Origin of the sequence: Pseudomonas sp. M1, from assembly GCF_022760135.1 — a bacterium.
In the GTDB taxonomy this organism is placed as follows: domain Bacteria; phylum Pseudomonadota; class Gammaproteobacteria; order Pseudomonadales; family Pseudomonadaceae; genus Pseudomonas; species Pseudomonas citronellolis.
The window spans coordinates 6076298-6095586 of sequence record NZ_CP094343.1 but is presented as its reverse complement, the minus strand read 5'-3'; the positions used below and the strand labels follow the sequence as shown (position 1 = coordinate 6095586).

The window sequence follows — 19289 nt, the reverse complement described above, 5'->3', positions numbered from 1 at the left end:
CGCCCAGGGTTTGACGCCATTTCCCCGTACGCCGGGCAAAACTTGTTTTTAGTGTCCGATCTTGTATGGTTGGTTCCCTTTTGATTGCCGGAAAAACGGAACGGGAACTGTGATGAAGTCGGTCGAAGAGCAGCTGGCGCTGATCAAGCGTGGTGCGGATGAACTCCTGGTGGAAGCCGAGCTGGTCGAAAAGCTCAAGCGTGGCCAGCCACTGCGGATCAAGGCGGGCTTCGACCCGACCGCGCCGGACCTGCACCTCGGGCATACCGTCCTCATTAATAAGCTGCGCCAGTTCCAGGACCTCGGCCATCAGGTGATCTTCCTCATCGGAGACTTCACCGGGATGATCGGCGACCCCAGCGGCAAGAGCGCCACCCGTCCGCCGCTGACCCGCGAGCAGGTGCTGGAGAACGCCGAGACGTACAAGTCCCAGGTCTTCAAGATCCTCGACCCGGCCAAGACCGAGGTGGCATTCAACTCCACCTGGATGGACAAGCTGACTCCGGCCGATTTCATTCGTCTCGCCTCCCAGTACACCGTCGCCCGCATGCTCGAGCGCGATGACTTCAGCAAACGCTATGCCAGCAACCAGTCCATCGCCATCCACGAGTTCCTCTATCCGCTGGTGCAGGGCTACGACTCGGTGGCGCTGCGCGCCGACGTGGAGCTGGGCGGCACCGACCAGAAGTTCAACCTGCTCATGGGGCGCGAGCTGCAGCGCGCCTACGACCAGGAGCCGCAGTGCATCCTGACCATGCCGCTGCTGGAAGGTCTGGACGGCGTGAAGAAGATGTCCAAGTCCCTGGGCAACTACATTGGTATCCAGGAAGCGCCGGGCGTCATGTACAGCAAGCTCGTTTCCATTCCGGACACTCTGATGTGGCGTTACTTCGAGCTGCTCAGCTTCCGCTCGATGGATGAGATCGATGCCCTGCGCAAGGATGTCGAGGCCGGTGCCAACCCTCGCGACGTCAAGATCAAACTGGCGGAAGAGATCGTCGCCCGCTTCCATGGCGAAGAAGCCGCTGCCAATGCCCACAAGTCCGCAGGCAATCGCCTGAAGGAAGGCGAGCTGCCGGAAGACATTCCGGAAGTGGAAGTGGCCGCCACCGAGGACCTGCCCATCGGCGCCGTGCTGAACCGCGCCGGCCTGGTGAAGAACTCCGCCGTGGCTCGCGACCTGCTGGGTGCTGGCGGCGTGCGCGTCGACGGTCATGCCGTGGATCGCAGCTTCGTCTTCAAGGTCGGTGCTACTCATGTAGTGCAGGCCGGCAAGAAGGCGTTCGCGAAGGTCACTTTGCTGGCCGAGTGAAAACTTTCAGAAAAGTATTGACGGGGGGTTTTAACTCCCTATAATGCGCACCACTCCCAGCGACGAAGCGCTGAAAGAGCTTGAAAATCAAGCACTTAAGCAGGTTCGAAGTTGAGAGTGGTGATCGGGCAGGTGATTCACTTGTCGCCTTTGGGTTCGACGGCTGCTCCGGCAGCGAGCCAAAAGGAAGATCGCCGAGGTGCTTGACAGTGATTCTGATCGCTGTAGAATGCGCCTCCCGCTGACGAGAAGCTCCGGCCGATCGACAGCGCAAGCGGTTGAGTAGGAACGAAAAATTCTGAAAATAACGCTTGACGAAATAAGAGGTTGGCGTAAAATGCGCGACCTCGGTTGAGACGAAAGCCTTAACCAACTGCTCTTTAACAAGTTGAATCAAGCAATTCGTGTGGGTGCTTGTGGGTTAAGACTGGTGATCGCAAGATTATCAGCATCACAAGTAACACTCGTGAATTCGAGAGTTTTTTGCGATTGCTGAGCCAAGTTTAGGGTTTTCTCAAAACCCGATCAGTATTGAACTGAAGAGTTTGATCATGGCTCAGATTGAACGCTGGCGGCAGGCCTAACACATGCAAGTCGAGCGGATGAAGGGAGCTTGCTCCCGGATTCAGCGGCGGACGGGTGAGTAATGCCTAGGAATCTGCCTGGTAGTGGGGGACAACGTTCCGAAAGGAGCGCTAATACCGCATACGTCCTACGGGAGAAAGTGGGGGATCTTCGGACCTCACGCTATCAGATGAGCCTAGGTCGGATTAGCTAGTAGGTGGGGTAATGGCTCACCTAGGCGACGATCCGTAACTGGTCTGAGAGGATGATCAGTCACACTGGAACTGAGACACGGTCCAGACTCCTACGGGAGGCAGCAGTGGGGAATATTGGACAATGGGCGAAAGCCTGATCCAGCCATGCCGCGTGTGTGAAGAAGGTCTTCGGATTGTAAAGCACTTTAAGTTGGGAGGAAGGGCAGTAAGTTAATACCTTGCTGTTTTGACGTTACCAACAGAATAAGCACCGGCTAACTTCGTGCCAGCAGCCGCGGTAATACGAAGGGTGCAAGCGTTAATCGGAATTACTGGGCGTAAAGCGCGCGTAGGTGGTTTGGTAAGATGGATGTGAAATCCCCGGGCTCAACCTGGGAACTGCATCCATAACTGCCTGACTAGAGTACGGTAGAGGGTGGTGGAATTTCCTGTGTAGCGGTGAAATGCGTAGATATAGGAAGGAACACCAGTGGCGAAGGCGACCACCTGGACTGATACTGACACTGAGGTGCGAAAGCGTGGGGAGCAAACAGGATTAGATACCCTGGTAGTCCACGCCGTAAACGATGTCGACTAGCCGTTGGGATCCTTGAGATCTTAGTGGCGCAGCTAACGCGATAAGTCGACCGCCTGGGGAGTACGGCCGCAAGGTTAAAACTCAAATGAATTGACGGGGGCCCGCACAAGCGGTGGAGCATGTGGTTTAATTCGAAGCAACGCGAAGAACCTTACCTGGCCTTGACATGTCCGGAATCCTGCAGAGATGCGGGAGTGCCTTCGGGAATCGGAACACAGGTGCTGCATGGCTGTCGTCAGCTCGTGTCGTGAGATGTTGGGTTAAGTCCCGTAACGAGCGCAACCCTTGTCCTTAGTTACCAGCACGTTAAGGTGGGCACTCTAAGGAGACTGCCGGTGACAAACCGGAGGAAGGTGGGGATGACGTCAAGTCATCATGGCCCTTACGGCCAGGGCTACACACGTGCTACAATGGTCGGTACAGAGGGTTGCCAAGCCGCGAGGTGGAGCTAATCCCAGAAAACCGATCGTAGTCCGGATCGCAGTCTGCAACTCGACTGCGTGAAGTCGGAATCGCTAGTAATCGTGAATCAGAATGTCACGGTGAATACGTTCCCGGGCCTTGTACACACCGCCCGTCACACCATGGGAGTGGGTTGCTCCAGAAGTAGCTAGTCTAACCGCAAGGGGGACGGTTACCACGGAGTGATTCATGACTGGGGTGAAGTCGTAACAAGGTAGCCGTAGGGGAACCTGCGGCTGGATCACCTCCTTAATCGAAGATCCCGGCTTTCTCATAAGCTCCCACACGAATTGCTTGATTCACTGGTAAGCGACGGTTAGGCAACCCTATATGGGTCTGTAGCTCAGTCGGTTAGAGCGCACCCCTGATAAGGGTGAGGTCGGCAGTTCGAATCTGCCCAGACCCACCAATCGTTGGAAATTAGGGGGCCATAGCTCAGCTGGGAGAGCGCCTGCTTTGCACGCAGGAGGTCAGGAGTTCGATCCTCCTTGGCTCCACCATCTCCAAATCGTCGTAAAGCTCAGACAGGAATGTTCGATAGAACGAACCTTGCTGTCTGGTCTTTGTACCGGAACCGTTCTTTAAAAATTTGGGTATGTGATAGAAGTAGACTGAATGATCTCTTTCACTGGGGATTGTTCAAGTCAAGGTAAAATTTGCGAGTTCAAGCGCGAATTTTCGGCGAATGTCGTCTTCACGTTCGAGACGTATGACCAGATTGCTTGGGGTTATATGGTCAAGTGAAGAAGCGCATACGGTGGATGCCTTGGCAGTCAGAGGCGATGAAAGACGTGGTAGCCTGCGATAAGCTTCGGGGAGTCGGCAAACAGACTTTGATCCGGAGATCTCTGAATGGGGAAACCCAGCCAGCATAAGCTGGTTATCACACACTGAATCCATAGGTGTGTGAGGCGAACCAGGGGAACTGAAACATCTAAGTACCCTGAGGAACAGAAATCAACCGAGATTCCCTTAGTAGTGGCGAGCGAACGGGGACTAGCCCTTAAGCTTCTTAGAATCTAACAGAACGCTCTGGAAAGTGCGGCCATAGTGGGTGATAGCCCCGTATGTGAAAGGTTCTAGGAAGTGAAATCGAGTAGGACGGCGCACGTGAAACGTTGTCTGAACATGGGGGGACCATCCTCCAAGGCTAAATACTACTGACTGACCGATAGTGAACCAGTACCGTGAGGGAAAGGCGAAAAGAACCCCGGAGAGGGGAGTGAAATAGAACCTGAAACCGTATGCGTACAAGCAGTGGGAGCCCACTTGTTGGGTGACTGCGTACCTTTTGTATAATGGGTCAGCGACTTATATTCAGTGGCGAGCTTAACCGAATAGGGGAGGCGTAGCGAAAGCGAGTCTTAATAGGGCGTTTAGTCGCTGGGTATAGACCCGAAACCGGGCGATCTATCCATGAGCAGGTTGAAGGTTAGGTAACACTGACTGGAGGACCGAACCCACTCCCGTTGAAAAGGTAGGGGATGACTTGTGGATCGGAGTGAAAGGCTAATCAAGCTCGGAGATAGCTGGTTCTCCTCGAAAGCTATTTAGGTAGCGCCTCACGTATCACTCCAGGGGGTAGAGCACTGTTTCGGCTAGGGGGTCATCCCGACTTACCAAACCGATGCAAACTCCGAATACCTGGAAGTGTCAGCGTGGGAGACACACGGCGGGTGCTAACGTCCGTCGTGAAAAGGGAAACAACCCAGACCGTCAGCTAAGGTCCCAAAGTTGTGGTTAAGTGGTAAACGATGTGGGAAGGCTTAGACAGCTAGGAGGTTGGCTTAGAAGCAGCCACCCTTTAAAGAAAGCGTAATAGCTCACTAGTCGAGTCGGCCTGCGCGGAAGATGTAACGGGGCTCAAACCACACACCGAAGCTACGGGTGCATCGCAAGATGCGCGGTAGAGGAGCGTTCTGTAAGCCTGTGAAGGTGAGTTGAGAAGCTTGCTGGAGGTATCAGAAGTGCGAATGCTGACATGAGTAACGACAATGGGAGTGAAAAACTCCCACGCCGAAAGACCAAGGGTTCCTGCGCAACGTTAATCGACGCAGGGTTAGTCGGCCCCTAAGGCGAGGCAGAAATGCGTAGTCGATGGGAAACAGGTTAATATTCCTGTACTTCTAGTTACTGCGATGGAGGGACGGAGAAGGCTAGGCCAGCTTGGCGTTGGTTGTCCAAGTTTAAGGTTGTAGGCTGGGCACTTAGGCAAATCCGGGTGTTCAAGGCCGAGAGCTGATGACGAGCTTTCTTTTAGAGAGCGAAGTGGTTGATGCCATGCTTCCAGGAAAAGCTTCTAAGCTTCAGGTAACTAGGAACCGTACCCGAAACCGACACAGGTGGTCGGGTAGAGAATACCAAGGCGCTTGAGAGAACTCGGGTGAAGGAACTAGGCAAAATGGCACCGTAACTTCGGGAGAAGGTGCGCCGGTGAGGGTGAAGTATTTACTGCGTAAGCCCACGCCGGTCGAAGATACCAGGCCGCTGCGACTGTTTATTAAAAACACAGCACTCTGCAAACACGAAAGTGGACGTATAGGGTGTGACGCCTGCCCGGTGCCGGAAGGTTAATTGATGGGGTTAGCGAAAGCGAAGCTCTTGATCGAAGCCCCGGTAAACGGCGGCCGTAACTATAACGGTCCTAAGGTAGCGAAATTCCTTGTCGGGTAAGTTCCGACCTGCACGAATGGCGTAACGATGGCGGCGCTGTCTCCACCCGAGACTCAGTGAAATTGAAATCGCTGTGAAGATGCAGTGTATCCGCGGCTAGACGGAAAGACCCCGTGAACCTTTACTGTAGCTTTGCACTGGACTTTGAGCCTGCTTGTGTAGGATAGGTGGGAGGCTTTGAAGCGTGGACGCCAGTTCGCGTGGAGCCAACCTTGAAATACCACCCTGGCATGCTTGAGGTTCTAACTCTGGTCCGTGATCCGGATCGAGGACAGTGTATGGTGGGCAGTTTGACTGGGGCGGTCTCCTCCTAAAGAGTAACGGAGGAGTACGAAGGTGCGCTCAGACCGGTCGGAAATCGGTCGCAGAGTATAAAGGCAAAAGCGCGCTTGACTGCGAGACAGACACGTCGAGCAGGTACGAAAGTAGGTCTTAGTGATCCGGTGGTTCTGTATGGAAGGGCCATCGCTCAACGGATAAAAGGTACTCCGGGGATAACAGGCTGATACCGCCCAAGAGTTCATATCGACGGCGGTGTTTGGCACCTCGATGTCGGCTCATCACATCCTGGGGCTGAAGCCGGTCCCAAGGGTATGGCTGTTCGCCATTTAAAGTGGTACGCGAGCTGGGTTTAGAACGTCGTGAGACAGTTCGGTCCCTATCTGCCGTGGACGTTTGAGATTTGAGAGGGGCTGCTCCTAGTACGAGAGGACCGGAGTGGACGAACCTCTGGTGTTCCGGTTGTCACGCCAGTGGCACTGCCGGGTAGCTATGTTCGGAATAGATAACCGCTGAAAGCATCTAAGCGGGAAACTAGCCTCAAGATGAGATCTCACTGGGAACTTGATTCCCCTGAAGGGCCGTCGAAGACTACGACGTTGATAGGTCGGGTGTGTAAGCGCTGTGAGGCGTTGAGCTAACCGATACTAATTGCCCGTGAGGCTTGACCATATAACACCCAAACAATTTGTGTGTTAGACGGTGAAGTCGACGAACCGAAAGTTCGTGTGAACCGCAAAGAAGACCTGTCACATACCCGAATCGGGATGAGCGTGAGCGTAAGCCACGAGCATCCGAAAGAATTGCTTGACGACCATAGAGCGTTGGAACCACCTGATCCCATCCCGAACTCAGCAGTGAAACGACGCATCGCCGATGGTAGTGTGGGGTTTCCCCATGTGAGAGTAGGTCATCGTCAAGCACCTATCCCAAAACCCCTGATCAGCCTGGCTGGTCGGGGGTTTTGCTTTTGCGCGCGGAAAAGCCGGAACATCTCCCTGTAGGAGCGGGCCCTGCCCGCGATTCGCGCGCAGGGCGCGCTCCTACAGGTGGGGCATCGCCATGGCGATGGGTATCGCTTCGCTCAACGCCATCCTACGAGGGTACGTCCTGCACCCGTAGGAGCGGACCTTGTCCTCGATTGCCGGCGGTCCCGGCGCGATTCGCGGATGAGATCCGCTACGCCGCACCACCTGCGCCATTCCCCCTGTAGGAGCGCGCCCTGCGCGCGAATCGCGGGCTACAAAGGCATCTCCTGTCATTCCGCCCTCCGCTAGTGCATAGGCAAGCGGAAAGCGCCTCTATATCATGCGTGCCTTATTGTGGCGGGACGCGATATGCAGACATTGCTGAAACTACTGGGCGATGGACGATTCCATTCCGGCGAGGAGCTGGGGGCGGCGCTGGGTGTCAGCCGTAGTGCCGTCTGGAAACGCCTGCAGGGCCTGGAGAGCGAGTTCGGGCTGGAGGTGCAATCCGTGCGCGGCCGTGGCTATCGCCTGGCCGAGCCGCTGGTGGCCATCGATCCGCAACAGGTCCGGGCGCCCTGGCCTCTGGACGTGCTGTTCTCGGTCGATTCGACCAATGCCGAAGTCATGCGCCGCCTGGATGCCGGCGCCGCCACGCCCTTCGCCGCGGTGGCCGAGCGGCAGACGGCGGGAAGGGGGCGGCGTGGGCGCGCCTGGGTGAGTCCGTTCGGCGCCAACCTTTATTGCACCCTGGGCATCTCCGTGAGGGGAGGGCCCAAGGAGCTGGAAGGGCTGAGCCTGGTCGTCGGCCTTGCCGTGGTGCGCGCCATCCAGTCGCTCGGCATCGCCGGTGTCGGCCTGAAGTGGCCGAACGACATTCTGCTCGATGGCAAGAAGCTGGCCGGCATTCTCCTGGAGTTGACCGGCGACCCTGCAGACCTGTGCAGCGTGGCCATCGGCATAGGCATCAATGTGAACATGCGTGCCGCGGAAGGCATCGACCAGCCCTGGACGTCCTTGCGCGAAGCCGCGGGGCGCCCGGTGGATCGCAACGAACTGCTCGCCGTGCTGAGCCGGGAATTGGAGTGGCACCTGGCCCGTCATCGCGAGCAGGGCTTTGCGGCCAGCCAGCGGGAGTGGGAGTCCTTCCACCTGTGGCAGGGGCGCGAAGTCGTGCTTTCGACCGCTGCCAAGCACATCGTCGGCCGCGCCTTGGGGATCGACGAGCAGGGGGCGTTGCGCCTCGAGGTCGATGGCGTGGAAAGCCGCTTCAGCGGGGGCGAGTTGAGTCTGAGGTTGTCTGATGATTCTTGAACTGGACTGTGGCAATAGCCTGATCAAATGGCGGGTGATCCGCTCCGCCGGGTTGGCGACCGTTGCCTCCGGCGTCGCGGATTCCGATGCTGCGCTGCTCGAGCGGCTGCGCGGCTGCGAGGGGCTCGCGCTTCGTCATTGCCGTCTGGTCAGCGTGCGCAGCGAACAGGAAACGGCGTCGCTCGTGCAGGCGTTGAGCGAGGCTTTCGGCATAGGCGCGAGCATCGCGCAGCCGGCCGAGGTCCTGGCCGGTGTCCGCAATGGCTATCGCGACTACCAGCGCCTCGGCCTGGATCGCTGGGTGGCTCTGGTGGCTGGCTACAAGCTGGCGGGTGGTGCGTGCCTGGTGCTCGACCTGGGCACCGCGGTGACCTCCGACCTGGTGGACGCCGCCGGGCAGCACCTGGGGGGCTATATCTGCCCGGGCATGCCGTTGATGCGCAGCCAACTGCGCACCCATACCCGGCGTATCCGTTACGACGACGCGGCGGCTCGCGAAGCCTTGCAGGGGCTCTCGCCGGGGCGCGAGACCGCGGAAGCGGTGGAGCGGGGCTGCCTGTTGATGCTGCGCGGTTTCGTGCGCGAGCAATATCAGTTGGCCTGCGAGCTGCTCGGCGGCGACTGCGCCGTGTTCCTCACCGGCGGAGATGCCGAGCTGGTCAGGGATGAGCTGCCCCAGGCGCGAATCCTTCCCGACCTGGTCTTTACCGGCCTGGCCATCGCCTGCCCGCTGGAGTAATACCCCTCATGCGTTGGTTCTTTCTGTTCCTCCTGGTGCTGAACGCCTTCTACTTCATCTGGCATCAGCAGCAGACGCCCTTGCGGGCGAAAGAAATCGCGCCTCTGAGCCTGTACCGCGGCGAGCAGAAGAACATTCGCCTGCTCAGCGAGTCGCCGGAGTCCGCGCAGCGGCGTCAGTCGGAGATGGCCGGGGCGCCGCCGACGCAGGAGAGCGCATGCCTCTATTTCGGTCCCTTCTCCGACGAGAACCGGGCCAAGGCGCTCGAGCAGCGCCTCACCAGTCTCGACGTGCATGTGAGCCGGCAGAAGATCGACGCCGCCGCCGGAACCGACTACTGGGTCTACCTGCCGCCGTTGGCCTCGCGCCAGGCTTCGCTCTGGCAACTGCGTGAGCTGCAGGCGCGCAAGATCGACAGCTACATCATCACCGAGGGCGACCTCGCCGATGGCATTTCCCTGGGGATCTTCCAGAACGAGGATTCGGCCAACGCGGTCGTCGAGCGCCTGAAGACCGCCGGGTACGATGCCCTGGTGCGGGAGCTGGGGCGCAATCGTCATGATTTCTGGGTGCAGATCGCTCCCGAGAGCCGGCGCCTGGCGGACGATAGCCTGCTGCGCCAACTGCTCGTGGACTTCCCGGAATTGCAAAGGCAAACAATGCCATGCAAAAGCGTTGCAACCGCCGAATAGTTTGCATAGAATGGCGCCCGCTTCGTAGGGGGGACCTGAAAGGGGAATTTCACGAAGTCGTTGTCGAAGAGCTAAGCTCAAGTTTTTAAAGAAAAAACTGTTGACAACGCGGTGGCAGACTGTAGAATGCCGCCTCACTCGGAGGGGTTCCCGAGCGGCCAAAGGGATCAGACTGTAAATCTGACGTCTCAGACTTCGAAGGTTCGAATCCTTCCCCCTCCACCAGTTTCAAGCGTGAGCGTCAGGCTCCGCGGGTATAGTTCAGTGGTAGAACCTCAGCCTTCCAAGCTGATGATGCGGGTTCGATTCCCGCTACCCGCTCCAGACTTGCTGCTTATGTTTGCTCATGTAGCTCAGCTGGTAGAGCACACCCTTGGTAAGGGTGAGGTCAGCGGTTCAAATCCGCTCATGAGCTCCACTTAACAAAGGCAGATATGAAAGTATCTGCCTTTGTTTTATCGGTGATACGGCTTTCTCAATTCCTAGTGGGAGACGGTCAAAATGGCTAAAGAGAAGTTTGAACGTAACAAACCGCACGTCAACGTTGGCACCATCGGCCACGTCGACCACGGTAAGACCACTCTGACCGCTGCTCTGACCAAGGTCTGCTCCGAGACCTGGGGTGGCTCCGCTCGCGCCTTCGACCAGATCGACAACGCGCCGGAAGAGAAAGCCCGTGGTATCACCATCAACACTTCGCACGTCGAATACGACTCGCCGGTACGCCACTACGCTCACGTAGACTGCCCGGGCCACGCCGACTACGTGAAGAACATGATCACCGGTGCTGCCCAGATGGACGGCGCGATCCTGGTTTGCTCGGCTGCCGACGGCCCCATGCCGCAGACCCGCGAGCACATCCTGCTGTCCCGTCAGGTAGGCGTTCCCTACATCGTCGTGTTCCTGAACAAGGCCGACATGGTTGACGACGCCGAGCTGCTGGAACTGGTCGAGATGGAAGTTCGCGACCTGCTGAACACCTACGACTTCCCGGGCGACGACACTCCGATCGTGATCGGTTCCGCTCTGATGGCTCTGAACGGCCAGGACGACAACGAGATGGGCGTTTCCGCCGTGCGCAAGCTGGTAGAAACCCTGGACTCCTACATCCCCGAGCCGGTTCGTGCCATCGACCAGCCGTTCCTGATGCCGATCGAAGACGTGTTCTCGATCTCCGGCCGCGGCACCGTGGTAACCGGTCGTGTCGAGCGCGGTATCGTCAAGGTCCAGGAAGAAGTGGAAATCGTCGGCATCCGTCCGACCACCAAGACCACCTGCACCGGCGTTGAAATGTTCCGCAAGCTGCTCGACGAAGGTCGTGCTGGCGAGAACGTCGGCGTCCTGCTGCGCGGCACCAAGCGTGAAGACGTAGAGCGTGGCCAGGTTCTGGCCAAGCCGGGCACCATCAAGCCGCACACCAAGTTCGAGTGCGAAGTGTACGTGCTGTCCAAGGAAGAAGGCGGTCGTCACACCCCGTTCTTCAAGGGCTACCGTCCGCAGTTCTACTTCCGTACCACCGACGTGACCGGCAACTGCGAGCTGCCGGAAGGCGTCGAGATGGTAATGCCGGGTGACAACGTCAAGATGACCGTCACCCTGATCGCTCCGATCGCCATGGAAGACGGCCTGCGCTTCGCTATCCGCGAAGGCGGTCGTACCGTTGGTGCCGGCGTGGTTGCCAAGATCATCGAATAATCGATTGATCTTTCCCTCTCAGGCTGGCATAATGGTCGGCCTGACTTTGTTCTAGGCCAGTAGCTCAATTGGCAGAGCGGCGGTCTCCAAAACCGCAGGTTGGGGGTTCGATTCCCTCCTGGCCTGCCAAATTTCTCGACGGAATTTGGCATTTCTTCAACGGGATTCCCAGCAGATGAATGCGAAGGCAGAAGCCAACGAGTCGCGTTTTGACATCTTGAAGTGGCTCTTGGTCGCAGTGGTTGTCGTGGTCGGCGTCGTCGCCAACCAGTATTACTCCGCTCAACCGCTCCTCTATCGCGTGCTCGGTATCCTGGTTCTTGCGGCTGTAGCTGGCTTCGTGGCCCTGCAGACCGTCAAGGGTCGTGCCTTCTTCACCCTGGCGAAAGAGGCGCGTGCCGAGATTCGCAAGGTCGTATGGCCGACTCGCCAAGAAACGACTCAGACCACCATGATCGTGGTCGCTGTAGTGCTGGTTATGGCGCTGCTGCTGTGGGGGCTCGACTCCCTGCTGGGTTGGTTGGTTTCCATGATCGTAGGTTAAGGGTGTTCCGTGGCTAAGCGTTGGTACGTAGTGCATGCCTACTCGGGTTACGAGAAGCATGTCATGCGCTCGCTGATCGAGCGGGTCAAGCTGGCCGGCATGGAAGACGAGTTCGGCGAGATTCTGGTTCCCACGGAAGAAGTCGTGGAAATGCGTAACGGCCAGAAGCGCAAGAGCGAGCGCAAGTTCTTCCCCGGCTATGTGCTGGTCCAGATGGAAATGAACGAGGGTACCTGGCACTTGGTCAAGGACACTCCTCGCGTCATGGGCTTCATCGGCGGTACCGCCGACAAGCCGGCTCCGATCACCGACAAGGAGGCCGAGGCCATCCTGCGTCGTGTCGCCGACAGCGGCGACAAGCCCAAGCCGAAGACGCTCTTCGAGCCGGGTGAAACCGTTCGCGTCATCGACGGTCCCTTCGCGGACTTCAATGGCGTGGTTGAAGAGGTCAACTACGAAAAGAGCCGGATCCAGGTCGCAGTGCTCATTTTCGGTCGCTCTACCCCGGTAGAGCTGGAGTTCAGCCAAGTCGAGAAAGTCTGACTTGCACAATGCATCCCACACCCCGCAGCCATAGGCTGCGGGGTTTTGTCGTCCTTGGGATAAACGCGAAAGCAACCGGGGAGCCCTTGTGGCGCTAGAACCCGTAACTGGAGTAGCACATGGCTAAGAAAATTCAGGCTTACATCAAGCTGCAGGTAAAGGCTGGTCAAGCCAACCCGTCGCCGCCGGTCGGTCCCGCTCTGGGCCAGCACGGCGTGAACATCATGGAGTTCTGCAAGGCGTTCAACGCCAAGACCCAGGGCATGGAGCCCGGTCTGCCGACTCCGGTGATCATCACCGTTTACAGCGACCGCAGCTTCACCTTCGAAACCAAGAGCACCCCGGCTTCGGTACTGCTGAAGAAAGCTGCTGGCATTAGCAGCGGCTCCAGCCGTCCGAACAGCCAGAAAGTGGGCACCGTTACCCGTGCTCAGCTGGAAGAGATCGCCAAGACCAAGCAGGCCGATCTGACCGCAGCTGACATGGATGCGGCCGTGCGTACCATCGCCGGCTCCGCGCGTAGCATGGGCCTCAACGTGGAGGGTGTGTAATGGCTAAGCTGACCAAGCGCCAAAAGGCTATCGCCGAGAAAATCGAAGCCGGCAAGCAATACGGCTTCGAAGACGCCGCCAAACTGCTGGCCGAGCTGTCGACCATCAAGTTCAAGGAGTCCGTGGACATCGCCATCAACCTGGGCGTCGATCCGCGTAAATCCGACCAGGTCGTTCGTGGTGCCACCGTTCTGCCGAACGGCACCGGCAAGAGCGTCCGCGTTGCCGTCTTCACCCAGGGCCCGGCTGCCGAAGCCGCTCTGGCTGCAGGCGCCGACAAGGTCGGTATGGACGAGCTGGCTGCCGAGATGAAGGCCGGCGACCTGAACTACGACGTGGTCATCGCCTCCCCGGACGCGATGCGCGTTGTCGGTCAGCTGGGTCAGGTTCTCGGCCCGCGCGGCCTGATGCCGAACCCGAAAGTCGGTACCGTGACCCCGGACGTAGCCACTGCCGTGAAGAACGCCAAGGCTGGTCAGGTTCGCTTCCGTACCGACAAGAACGGCATCATCCACGCCTCCGTTGGCAAGATCGATTTCGAGCCGGTCAAGCTGAAGCAGAACGTCGAAGCTCTGCTGGCTGACCTGAAGCGCCTGAAGCCCGCCTCCTCGAAGGGCGTGTACGTTCAGCGCGTGACCCTGAGCACCACCATGGGCCCGGGTCTGCAGATCGATCAGGCTTCCCTGGAAGGCTGATAGGACAAAGTCGGGTGGTGGGCCTGGCCCATCACCCGCAGGTATTGGGGTCCCTGCCTGGCGGGGGCTGTCCAAGACCGTAGGCGGCGCAAGCCTTAAACCACAAGCCTACGCAGATGGTGCTCCCGATTCGTTAACCGGATCAGACACCAAAACGCCGTCCGGCTCCGGCTGGACGAAACGGTAACATCCAGGAGTAAACCCGTGGCAATTAAACTCGAAGACAAGAAGGCCATCGTCGCTGAAGTCAACGAGGCTGCCAAAGCCGGTCTGTCCGCTGTCGTGGCTGATGCCCGTGGCGTGACCGTCGGCGCAATGACCGGACTCCGTAAAGAGGCCCGCGCAGCTGGTGTGTACGTGAAAGTCGTACGTAACACCCTGCTCAAGCGCGCCGTTGAAGGCACTCAGTTCGAAGTGCTCAACGACACGTTCAAGGGCCCGACCCTGATTGCTTTCTCCAACGAACATCCGGGCGCTGCCGCCCGTATCTTCAAGGAGTTCGCCAAGGGTCAGGACAAGTTCGAGATCAAGGCGGCCGCGTTCGAGGGGCAATTCCTCGCAGCCAATCAGATCGACGTTCTGGCGACCCTGCCGACCTACAACGAAGCCGTTGCACAGCTGATGAGCGTGATCCAAGGCGCCACCAGCAAGCTGGCTCGTACTCTGGCGGCTATTCGCGACCAGAAAGAAGCCGCCGCTGCCTAAGGCAACCGGTACGCTTTCAAACCTTTTTTGTTTAATCGATGGCGCGAGCGCCGTCACCCAATACAGGAATTAGAGTCATGGCTCTGACCAACGAAGACATCATCAACGCCGTATCCGAAATGTCCGTCATGCAGATCGTTGAACTGATCAAGGCGATGGAAGAGAAGTTCGGCGTTACCGCTGCTGCCGCTGTTGCCGCTGGCCCGGCTGTTGCCGCTGCCGCTGCCGAAGAGCAGACCGAGTTCACCATCGTCCTGGCCGAAGCCGGCGACAAGAAAGTGAACGTGATCAAGGTCGTTCGTGAACTGACCGGCCTGGGCCTGAAAGAAGCCAAGGCTGTCGTTGACGGCGCCCCGGGCGTGGTCAAGGAAGGCGCTTCGAAAGAAGAGGCCGAAGCTGCCAAGAAAGCCCTGGAAGAAGCTGGCGCCAAGGTCGAGCTCAAGTAAGCTCGCCCCTTGCGTCTACAGCCCGAGCGTCAAGCGACAGGCTGATGGCTGGTGGCTTTTGCCACCGGCCTTTTTCCGTTCTGGGTGGGGTGCCACAGGCCCCTTCCCATAACGGAAAACTCCCACCCTCAGGGGTGGCGCAAACGCCAGGTTTGCACGATTTTTCGGCTGCTCCCGTGGGAGAGGCCAAACAAGCAGGTGACCAAGCTGGGGAACGCTGATGGCTTACTCATACACTGAGAAAAAACGTATCCGCAAGGACTTTAGCAAGTTGCCGGACGTCATGGATGTGCCGTATTTGCTGGCCATCCAGCTGGATTCCTATCGCGAATTCCTGCAGGCAGGTGCAAGCAAGGATCAGATCCGCGACATCGGTCTGCATGCGGCCTTCAAGTCCGTTTTCCCGATTATCAGCTATTCCGGCAACGCTGCCCTGGAATACGTCGGTTATCGCCTGGGTGAGCCGGCCTTCGACGTCAAGGAGTGCGTGCTGCGCGGCGTGACCTTCGCCGTCCCGCTGCGGGTGAAAGTGCGCCTGATCATCTTCGACAAAGAGTCGTCGAGCAAAGCGATCAAGGACATCAAGGAACAGGAAGTCTACATGGGGGAAATCCCCCTGATGACCGAGAACGGTACCTTCATCATCAACGGTACCGAGCGCGTCATCGTTTCCCAGCTGCACCGTTCCCCGGGTGTGTTCTTCGACCACGACCGTGGCAAGACCCACAGCTCCGGCAAGCTGCTGTACTCCGCGCGCATCATTCCTTACCGCGGTTCCTGGCTGGACTTCGAATTCGATCCGAAGGACTGCGTGTTCGTCCGTATCGACCGTCGCCGCAAGCTGCCGGCGTCCGTCCTGCTGCGCGCGCTGGGCTATAGCACCGAGGAGATCCTCGATGCCTTCTACGCGACCAACGTCTACCACATCAAGGGCGAAGGTCTGCGTCTGGAGCTGGTGCCGCACCGTCTGCGCGGCGAGATCGCCAGCTTCGACATCAAGGATGCCGCCGGCAAGGTCATCGTCGAAGCGGGCCGCCGTATCACCGCGCGCCACATCAACCAGCTGGAAAAGGCTGGCATCACCGAGCTGGAAGTGCCCTTCGACTACCTCATTGGCCGTACCGTGGCCAAGGCTGTCGTGCACCCGGCTACCGGCGAGATCATCGCCGAGTGCAACACCGAGCTGACCGTCGACGTCCTGGCGAAGATCGCCAAGGCCCAGGTCGTGCGCCTGGAAACCCTGTACACCAACGACATCGACTGCGGTCCGTTCATCTCCGACACGCTGAAGATCGACTCCACCGGCAACCAGCTGGAAGCCCTGGTCGAGATCTACCGCATGATGCGTCCCGGCGAGCCGCCGACCAAGGAAGCCGCAGAGACCCTGTTCGGCAACCTGTTCTTCAGCGCCGAGCGCTACGACCTGTCCGCCGTTGGCCGGATGAAGTTCAACCGCCGCATCGGCCGCAGCGAGATCGAAGGTCCGGGCGTGCTGAGCAAGGAAGACATCGTCGACGTACTGCGCACCCTGGTCGACATCCGTAACGGCAAGGGCATCGTCGACGACATCGACCACCTGGGCAACCGTCGCGTCCGCTGCGTCGGCGAGATGGCCGAGAACCAGTTCCGCGTTGGCCTGGTGCGCGTCGAGCGCGCGGTCAAGGAACGCCTGTCCATGGCCGAAAGCGAAGGCCTGATGCCGCAGGACCTGATCAACGCCAAGCCGGTGGCCGCCGCGATCAAGGAGTTCTTCGGTTCCAGCCAGCTGTCGCAGTTCATGGACCAGAACAACCCGCTCTCCGAGATCACCCACAAGCGCCGCGTCTCCGCACTCGGCCCGGGCGGTCTGACCCGTGAGCGCGCGGGCTTCGAGGTTCGTGACGTACACCCGACCCACTACGGCCGCGTGTGCCCGATCGAAACCCCCGAAGGTCCGAACATCGGCCTGATCAACTCCCTGGCGACCTATGCCCGCACCAACAAGTACGGCTTCCTGGAAAGCCCGTACCGCGTGGTGAAGGAAGGTCTGGTCAGCGACGAGATCGTGTTCCTCTCCGCCATCGAAGAGGCCGACCACGTGATCGCCCAGGCCTCCGCGACCCTGGACGCCAAGGGCCGCCTGATCGACGAGCTGGTCGCCGTACGTCACCTGAACGAATTCACCGTGAAGGCGCCGGAAGACGTCACCCTCATGGACGTATCGCCGAAGCAGGTCGTTTCCGTCGCTGCCTCGCTGATTCCGTTCCTCGAGCACGACGACGCCAACCGTGCGCTCATGGGTTCGAACATGCAGCGTCAGGCCGTTCCGACCCTGCGCGCCGACAAGCCGCTGGTGGGCACCGGCATGGAGCGCAACGTCGCCCGTGACTCCGGCGTCTGCGTCGTGGCTCGCCGCGGCGGTGTGATCGACTCGGTCGACGCCAGCCGTATCGTGGTGCGCGTGGCGGATGACGAGGTCGAGACCGGTGAAGCCGGCGTCGACATCTACAACCTGACCAAGTACACCCGTTCCAACCAGAACACCTGCATCAACCAGCGTCCGCTGGTCAGCAAGGGTGACGTGATCGCCCGCGGCGACATCCTCGCCGACGGTCCGTCCACCGACATGGGTGAGCTGGCCCTGGGCCAGAACATGCGCGTCGCGTTCATGCCCTGGAACGGCTTCAACTTCGAAGACTCCATCTGCCTGTCCGAGCGCGTGGTCCAGGAAGATCGTTTCACCACGATCCACATCCAGGAACTGACCTGCGTCGCCCGTGACACCAAGCTCGGCCCAGAAGAAATCACCGCGGACATCCCGAACGTGGGTGAGGCCGCGCTGAACAAGCTGGACGAAGCTGGCATCGTCTACGTCGGCGCCGAAGTGCAGGCCGGCGACATCCTGGTCGGCAAGGTCACCCCGAAAGGCGAGACCCAGCTGACTCCGGAAGAGAAGCTGTTGCGCGCGATCTTCGGTGAGAAGGCGTCCGACGTTAAGGACACCTCCCTGCGCGTGCCGACCGGCACCAAGGGCACCGTGATCGACGTCCAGGTCTTCACCCGCGACGGCGTGGAGCGCGACAGCCGCGCCCTGTCCATCGAGAAGATGCAGCTCGACGAGATCCGCAAGGACCTCAACGAGGAGTTCCGCATCGTCGAAGGCGCCACCTTCGAGCGTCTGCGCTCCGCCCTGGTCGGCGCCGTCGCCGATGGCGGCCCGGCGCTGAAGAAAGGCACCGAGATCACCGACGAGTACCTCGACGGCCTCGAGCGCGGCCAGTGGTTCAAGCTGCGCATGGCCGAAGACGCCCTGAACGAGCAGCTGGAGAAGGCCCAGGCCTACCTCAGCGACCGCCGTCAGATGCTCGACGACAAGTTCGAGGACAAGAAGCGCAAGCTGCAGCAGGGCGACGACCTGGCTCCGGGCGTGCTGAAGATCGTCAAGGTCTACCTCGCCATCAAGCGCCGCATCCAGCCGGGCGACAAGATGGCCGGCCGCCACGGTAACAAGGGCGTGGTCTCGGTGATCATGCCGGTCGAAGACATGCCGCACGACGCCAACGGCACGCCGGTGGACATCGTTCTGAACCCGCTGGGCGTACCCTCGCGGATGAACGTCGGTCAGATCCTCGAAACCCACCTGGGCCTCGCGGCCAAGGGCCTGGGCGAGAAGATCAACCGCATGCTCGAAGAGCAGCGCAAGATCGCCGAGCTGCGCCAGTTCCTGAACGAGATCTACAACGAGATCGGTGGCCGCCAGGAGAACCTGGAAGAGCTGTCCGATAACGAGATCGTCGCTCTGGCCAACAACCTCAAGGGCGGCGTGCCCATGGCTACCCCGGTGTTCGACGGTGCCAAGGAGCGCGAGATCAAGGCCATGCTGAAGCTGGCCGACCTGCCGGAGAGCGGCCAGATGCGCCTGTTCGACGGCCGCACCGGCAATCAGTTCGAGCGTCCGACCACCGTCGGCTACATGTACATGCTCAAACTGAACCACCTGGTCGATGACAAGATGCACGCACGTTCCACCGGCTCCTACAGCCTGGTCACCCAGCAGCCGCTGGGTGGTAAGGCGCAGTTCGGTGGCCAGCGTTTCGGGGAGATGGAGGTCTGGGCGCTGGAAGCCTACGGCGCCGCCTACACCCTGCAGGAAATGCTGACCGTGAAGTCGGACGACGTGAACGGCCGTACCAAGATGTACAAGAACATCGTGGACGGGGATCACCGCATGGAGGCCGGCATGCCCGAGTCCTTCAACGTGCTGATCAAAGAGATCCGCTCGCTCGGCATCGATATCGAACTGGAAACCGAATAACACGTGACGATAAACGGTGCG

The 19289-nt window shown here is 59.3% G+C and carries 12 protein-coding genes, 6 tRNA genes and 3 rRNA genes; all 21 read left to right on the top strand.

From position 1 onward, the window contains the following. Positions 1-112: 112 nt before the first annotated feature. The 21 genes from tyrS to rpoB all read left to right on the top strand — a co-directional run bounded on the left by tyrS (position 113) and on the right by rpoB (position 19268). Positions 113-1312 carry a tyrosine--tRNA ligase gene (gene tyrS, locus PM1_RS27090; protein ID WP_009615676.1) on the top strand — a complete coding sequence of 400 codons (1200 nt, stop codon included), beginning with the start codon at positions 113-115 and terminating at the stop codon, positions 1310-1312. A gap of 533 nt (positions 1313-1845) precedes the next feature. Further along, a 16S ribosomal RNA gene (locus PM1_RS27085) occupies positions 1846-3382 on the top strand. Positions 3383-3462: 80 nt separating this feature from the next. Continuing rightward, positions 3463-3539: transfer RNA gene (locus tag PM1_RS27080), tRNA-Ile, on the top strand. Positions 3540-3554: 15 nt separating this feature from the next. After that, positions 3555-3630, top strand: a tRNA-Ala gene (locus PM1_RS27075). 234 nt (positions 3631-3864) lie between these two features. Further along, positions 3865-6754 (top strand): 23S ribosomal RNA (locus PM1_RS27070). A 134-nt stretch (positions 6755-6888) separates the two neighbouring features. Beyond that, positions 6889-7004, top strand: a 5S ribosomal RNA gene (gene rrf / locus PM1_RS27065). Together the 16S, 23S and 5S rRNA genes with 2 tRNA genes alongside form the textbook arrangement of a ribosomal RNA operon. 415 nt (positions 7005-7419) lie before the next feature. Then, positions 7420-8364, top strand: a complete 945-nt coding sequence (birA, locus tag PM1_RS27060) for a bifunctional biotin--[acetyl-CoA-carboxylase] ligase/biotin operon repressor BirA (protein WP_009617108.1) — start codon at positions 7420-7422, stop codon at positions 8362-8364. After that, positions 8354-9103: a pantothenate kinase gene (locus PM1_RS27055; RefSeq protein WP_009617109.1), complete on the top strand. Its 750-nt coding sequence runs from the start codon at positions 8354-8356 to the stop codon at positions 9101-9103. Before birA ends, PM1_RS27055 begins: the two co-directional genes overlap by 11 nt. 8 nt (positions 9104-9111) lie before the next feature. Beyond that, positions 9112-9795, top strand: a complete 684-nt coding sequence (locus PM1_RS27050; RefSeq protein ID WP_009617111.1) for an SPOR domain-containing protein — start codon at positions 9112-9114, stop codon at positions 9793-9795. Between the two features lie 140 nt (positions 9796-9935). Then, positions 9936-10020, top strand: a tRNA-Tyr gene (locus PM1_RS27045). Between the two features lie 25 nt (positions 10021-10045). Then, positions 10046-10119: transfer RNA gene (locus PM1_RS27040), tRNA-Gly, on the top strand. 18 nt (positions 10120-10137) lie between these two features. Further along, a tRNA-Thr gene (locus PM1_RS27035) sits at positions 10138-10213 on the top strand. A gap of 83 nt (positions 10214-10296) precedes the next feature. Next, entirely contained in the window at positions 10297-11490 is a 1194-nt protein-coding gene (tuf, locus tag PM1_RS27030; protein ID WP_009617114.1) for an elongation factor Tu, read from the top strand. A 53-nt stretch (positions 11491-11543) separates the two neighbouring features. Then, positions 11544-11619 (top strand) — tRNA-Trp (locus PM1_RS27025). Positions 11620-11665: 46 nt separating this feature from the next. Continuing rightward, positions 11666-12034, top strand: coding sequence for a preprotein translocase subunit SecE (secE, locus tag PM1_RS27020; RefSeq protein WP_009617115.1), 369 nt, complete (start codon positions 11666-11668; stop codon positions 12032-12034). A gap of 9 nt (positions 12035-12043) precedes the next feature. Beyond that, entirely contained in the window at positions 12044-12577 is a 534-nt protein-coding gene (gene nusG, locus PM1_RS27015) for a transcription termination/antitermination protein NusG (RefSeq protein WP_009617117.1), read from the top strand. A gap of 119 nt (positions 12578-12696) precedes the next feature. Next, a complete protein-coding gene (gene rplK, locus PM1_RS27010; RefSeq protein WP_009617119.1) occupies positions 12697-13128 on the top strand; it encodes a 50S ribosomal protein L11 in 432 nt (143 codons plus the stop codon). Then, on the top strand, positions 13128-13823 hold the full coding sequence (rplA, locus tag PM1_RS27005) for a 50S ribosomal protein L1 (protein ID WP_009617121.1): 696 nt from the start codon (positions 13128-13130) through the stop codon (positions 13821-13823). The genes rplK and rplA overlap by 1 nt, the downstream gene beginning before the upstream one ends. Positions 13824-14027: 204 nt before the next feature. After that, positions 14028-14528, top strand: a complete 501-nt coding sequence (gene rplJ / locus PM1_RS27000) for a 50S ribosomal protein L10 (protein WP_009617123.1) — start codon at positions 14028-14030, stop codon at positions 14526-14528. Between the two features lie 77 nt (positions 14529-14605). Next, entirely contained in the window at positions 14606-14974 is a 369-nt protein-coding gene (gene rplL, locus PM1_RS26995) for a 50S ribosomal protein L7/L12 (RefSeq protein ID WP_009617125.1), read from the top strand. 220 nt (positions 14975-15194) lie between these two features. Continuing rightward, positions 15195-19268 (top strand): DNA-directed RNA polymerase subunit beta, encoded by a 4074-nt coding sequence (gene rpoB, locus PM1_RS26990; RefSeq protein WP_009617126.1) that lies wholly within the window; start codon positions 15195-15197, stop codon positions 19266-19268. The last annotated feature ends 21 nt before the right edge of the window (positions 19269-19289 follow it).